The sequence below is a fragment of the Streptomyces dysideae genome (assembly GCF_001514305.1).
In the GTDB taxonomy this organism is placed as follows: domain Bacteria; phylum Actinomycetota; class Actinomycetes; order Streptomycetales; family Streptomycetaceae; genus Streptomyces; species Streptomyces dysideae.
The window spans coordinates 1-4,252 of the sequence record NZ_KQ949165.1 but is presented as its reverse complement, the minus strand read 5'-3'; the positions used below and the strand labels follow the sequence as shown (position 1 = coordinate 4,252).

General features: G+C 69.4%; 4 protein-coding genes, 1 tRNA gene and 1 pseudogene. 2 read left to right on the top strand and 4 right to left on the bottom strand.

The genetic code is table 11. The features are described from left to right. Positions 1-248: 248 nt before the first annotated feature. Positions 249-413: pseudogene (locus AQJ91_RS57215) on the top strand (phosphotyrosine protein phosphatase); the annotation flags it as partial. Between the two features lie 34 nt (positions 414-447). Here the strand turns inward: AQJ91_RS57215 and AQJ91_RS55060 are convergent. The 4 genes from AQJ91_RS55060 to AQJ91_RS48080 all read right to left on the bottom strand — a co-directional run bounded on the left by AQJ91_RS55060 (position 448) and on the right by AQJ91_RS48080 (position 3,571). Beyond that, positions 448-636 carry a hypothetical protein gene (locus tag AQJ91_RS55060; protein ID WP_067036701.1) on the bottom strand — a complete coding sequence of 63 codons (189 nt, stop codon included), beginning with the start codon at positions 634-636 and terminating at the stop codon, positions 448-450. A gap of 298 nt (positions 637-934) precedes the next feature. Further along, positions 935-1,066, bottom strand: coding sequence for a hypothetical protein (locus AQJ91_RS57685; RefSeq protein WP_267891333.1), 132 nt, complete (start codon positions 1,064-1,066; stop codon positions 935-937). Further along, the gene (locus tag AQJ91_RS48085; protein ID WP_079085768.1) at positions 1,063-2,490 is read right to left on the bottom strand and encodes an aldehyde dehydrogenase family protein; all 1,428 of its coding nucleotides are present in this window, start codon (positions 2,488-2,490) and stop codon (positions 1,063-1,065) included. The genes AQJ91_RS57685 and AQJ91_RS48085 overlap by 4 nt, the downstream gene beginning before the upstream one ends. Further along, positions 2,483-3,571 carry a homoserine dehydrogenase gene (locus AQJ91_RS48080; RefSeq protein ID WP_067036698.1) on the bottom strand — a complete coding sequence of 363 codons (1,089 nt, stop codon included), beginning with the start codon at positions 3,569-3,571 and terminating at the stop codon, positions 2,483-2,485. The genes AQJ91_RS48085 and AQJ91_RS48080 overlap by 8 nt, the downstream gene beginning before the upstream one ends. Before the next feature lie 233 nt (positions 3,572-3,804). Between AQJ91_RS48080 and AQJ91_RS54255 the strand changes: the two genes are divergently transcribed. Further along, positions 3,805-3,899 (top strand) — tRNA-Ile (locus AQJ91_RS54255). The last annotated feature ends 353 nt before the right edge of the window (positions 3,900-4,252 follow it).

Here is a 4,252-nt window from a genome sequence, read left to right as displayed (position 1 = left end):
TGTCGGAGAACCAGCCGTACGCGGAACTGGCGCCCTGGACCGTACTCTGCCCGGCGTGCGCACTCGTCCTGCTCTCCGTCCTCGCCCTCTCCGGCACGGACGCCGCGGCTGTGCGCAGCCCGGCGTCAGTCCGGGGTCGGATGTCCCGTCGGTCCCATAGAAGAGATGTGCAGGGGGAAGGAGAAGGTTAGTGCCGGGTGAACCGAACCCCGGTCTGTTGTATGACGCTCGGCCACATCGCGGTCCCGGTGATGGTCAATGGGTGCGGCGACACCTGATCCGTCTTCCCTGGCAAGAGGTACCTTGACTGGCAGCTCGATGACCCGGCCCAGGGCGTTACTGCCGTACGCCCCATCCGCGACGCAATCGAGACCCGCGTCCGGGTGCTGATGTCGGAAGTGGCGCCCGGCTGACGACTAGGTCGTTCGCGCTGGTTCAAGGCCCTGGTCAGCCGCTGGTTGGCTTCCCGGGCAGCCTCCAGTTCGACCTCGCGTCCTCCGAGGACGCCTTCAGGTCGAGGGTCTGCTGTTCCAGGCGGGTGATCGTCCGCTGGGGTTCCTCGACATCGAGGGCGGCACCGAGACCGGATTCGCGCCGGACCTGTTCCCCCAGCGCCTCGGACAGACGCTTCTCCAATGGCTGGGCACGGGTGACGAGCCGGGCGCTACGTGCCTGCGCGTTGGCGAGGTCGGCTAGGAGCGCGGCATGGCTGGCGGGTCGCGGCCGCCGGGTCCTGCGCGGTGGGCGCGCGGTGCCGGAGACGCTGACGGGCGAGCCGTTCTGGGCCGCTGCTTTGAGGGCGGAGTGGGTAGCCGGCAGGATGAGGCCTGAAGGTTCTCCAGCGCTCGGGGGACATCGTCGCCATCTGTAACCGGCTCGCCTTCCTGGCCGAGACCGGGAAGATCACCGCCCATATGCGCAGTCAGGCCGTACGCTACGCGGCGCGGTGCTGACCCGTGTCCGCGCCCTCGGACTGACGCGTCCGGCACAGCCGCTGGTCGGTCTGCCGACCGACTTCCGGCTCCAGCGGGCTCAGGGGTTCGCGCTCGGTGCGGAAGGCGGTCATTGGACCACTTCGCTGATGTGGTTGACGCAGACGACCTTGGGCTGGGTCATCTCCTCGAAGGCGAAGCGCACGCCTTCGCGGCCCATGCTGCCGTACTTGAATCCGCCGAACGGCATGGCGTCGAAGCGGTAGTCGGACGAGTCGTTGATCATCACTCCGCCGGCTTCCAGCAACCGGGCCGCGTTCAGGGCGCGGTCCAGACGCGACGTGAAGATGCCCGCGTGGAGGCAGTCGATGGCGTTGGCCTGCTCGATGGCGTCCTCGAAGGAGGTGAACGGTTGCAGCATGACGACCGGGGCGAACACCTCCTCCCGCCAGATCGAGCAGGTCGCCGGGACGTCTTCCAGGACGGCCGGCGCGTACAGGGAACCGGTGGCCTCGTTGCCGCACAGCAGCACCGCGCCCTCGGCCACCGCCGTGTCGACCTTGGCCCGGGTGGCGGCCGCGGCTTCCGGGGTGATCATGGGGCCGACGTCGGTGTGCTCGTCGAGCGGGTCGCCGACGCGCAGCAGTTTGGTGCGGGCGACGAAGGCGTCGCGGAAGCGCTCGTAGACCTCGCGGGCGATCAGGATCCGCTGGGTGCCGATGCAGTTCTGGCCGGCGGCCCAGAACGCGCCGGAGACACAGGAGGCGACGGCCTCGTCGAGGTCGGCGTCGTCCATGACGATGACCGGGGCGTTGCCGCCCAGGTCCATGGCGAGCTTTTTCAGGCCGGCCGTGCGGGAGATGGCCTCGCCGGTGGCGAACCCGCCGGTGAAGGACACCATGCGCACGTCGGGGGCGGCCACGATCGCGGCGGCGATGTCGGCGTCGCCGTTGACGACGGTGACGATCTCCTCGGGCAGGCCGGCCTCGATGAGGGTGTCGACCAGCCGCAGCGCGGACAGCGGCGTCAGCGCGGACGGTTTGAGAATGACGGCGTTGCCGCCGGCGATGGCCGGGCCGAGCTTGTGGGCGACCAGGTTGAGGGGGTCGTTGAACGGCGTGATGGCGGCGATGATGCCCAGCGGTTCGCGGGTGAACCAGCCCTGCCGTTTCTCCGACCCCTCATAGGAGTCGAAGGGGATGACCTCGCCGGCGTTGCGGCGTGCCTCGGCCGCGGACAGCGACAGGGTGTTGACCGCGCGGGCGACTTCCTTGCGGGCCTGGGTGATGGTCTTGCCGGCCTCGCCGACGATCAACTGGGCGAAGGACTCGGCGCGCCGCTCGATCAGGCGGGTGGCGCGTTCCAGGAGCGCGACCCTGGACGCGCGGGACAGCGCGGCCGCGGTACGGCGCCCGCACCTGGCCTGCTGCAGTATGCCGCCGACGGCGCCCGCGTCGACGGTGGGCACCGAGGCGATGACCTCGCCGGTGTAGGGGTTGTGCACGGGCGCCGTGTCGGTGCCGAGTTCGATGCCGGGGGGCACGACGGTGTCAGACACGGTGAGTCTCCTGGAGAACGGGGCGCGTGGGGGCGGTGTCGTCGGCCGCGTGCCGGCGGTGGATGGCGATGATGTCCGACAGCAGGGCGTAGGCGGTCTCGATGCGGCCGGCTCCCGGCCCGCAGACCGTGACGGTGCCGAGGAGGTCGGTGTGGAAGGCGACCGCGTTGACAGGGCCGGAGATCCCGGCGAGCGGGTGCTGGGCGGGCAGGGCGAGCGGGGCGACGCGGGCATCGACGCTGCCGTCCTCGTGGCGGGTGGCGGAGCCGACCAGCTTCCAGCGCAGCCCCTTCGAGGCGGCGTCCCGCACCTCGTCCGGTGTGATCGCGGAGATGCCCTCGCAGAAGACGTCCTCGCGGCGCAGGTCGGCGCCGAGGACCTCGTTGGCCAGGATCATGACCTTGAGCTGGACGTCGTGGCCCTCGATGTCCGCGGTGGGATCGGCTTCGGCGAATCCCAGTTCCTGGGCCTCGGCTATGGCCGCCGGCAGACCGACGCCTTCTTCGAGGCGGCCCAGGATGTAGTTCGAGGTGCCGTTCATGATGCCCTGGACGCCTGTGATCTCCAGGCCGGCGAACATGCGCTCGGCGGTGCGCAGGATGGGGGTGCCGCTGAGTACCGAGCCCTCGAACTCGAAGCTGACACCACGCTCGGCGGCCAACTGCTTCAGTGCGCGGCCGGCGAGTGCGACCGGTCCCTTGTTCGTGGTGCACACGTGCTTGCCCGATTCCAGGGCCCAGCGCACATGGGAGAGGGCGGGCTCGCCGTCGGTGGGGTTGGTGAACGTCGCCTCCACCACGATGTCGGCCGGCACTTCGCGGATCACCCACTCGTTGCGCGGATCAGCGCTGCCACCGGCCGGGCCCGCGAAGCTCAGCTTCCCGGGCCCGGCGGCCAGCAGCGGCGCCAGATCGATGCCGTCGGTGTCCACCAGGGAACCGGCCCGCAGATCGGTGATCGCCACCACCCGCAGGGCGAAGCCCAGCTCCTTGGCCAGGCGCTCCCCGCTCTGGGATATGAGCTCGGCAAGCGCGCGATTGACGCCGCCGAATCCGATGAGGGCGAGATCGTATCGGCCCATGAGATCGCTCCTTCACAGTCCGCCGCCTTCACGGTGCGGCTGCTCAGAGCCTCGCTTCCCTGCCTGTCACCTGCTCCATGCCGCAACGACCACCCAGCATGCCGATCTGCACCGTTGCGATGACGATTCGCCCCCCAGGGCCGGTGGCACCCGGATTGTTCCAGCTGAAGGCGGAGGGCTGGGGACGACGAGCTCCCCACCCTCAAGGCGAAGCAGGACCAAAACGGTGGCTCGGGCGGTTTGAGCGGGGCTCTGCCAGCGATCACGGGGAGCCGTCACCGCCGGACTCATCATCCGTCGGCCGTGGGTTTGAGTCCCACCCGCCCCACCTGTGCAGGGCTCTGAACTGCGGAAACGTTCCTTTTTGGGTGTTGGAGCGTCAGCTTTGCCTGAGCGGACTGAGTCCGCTGCTCGTGAGTTTGGTGCCAGTTGGGTCTGCCTCGGCTGATGTTCCTCTGACCGGAAAACTCGAGGGTTCGATGGGCGGGTGCACACCATCCCGGATGCCTTGGCGATATCGATCGCCGCGACCCGCTCCACCAGCTCCGGGCCCTGCTCGCTCTCCTCGGCATCCGCATCAGCCGCCGGCGAGTAGCTCCTTTCCCGTCGTTTCGTTCGTGCCGTCCGTACAAGGCGGCGCCCGCCCCAAGGGGCCACGGGGAAGACGAAATCTGAGAGGGC

Bases quoted from the DNA above. Each gene is read 5' to 3' on its own strand.
- AQJ91_RS57685 (WP_267891333.1), bottom strand. From the start codon at position 1,066: ATGACCGCCTTCCGCACCGAGCGCGAACCCCTGAGCCCGCTGGAGCCG.
- AQJ91_RS48080 (WP_067036698.1), bottom strand. From the start codon at position 3,571: ATGGGCCGATACGATCTCGCCCTCATCGGATTCGGCGGCGTCAATCGC.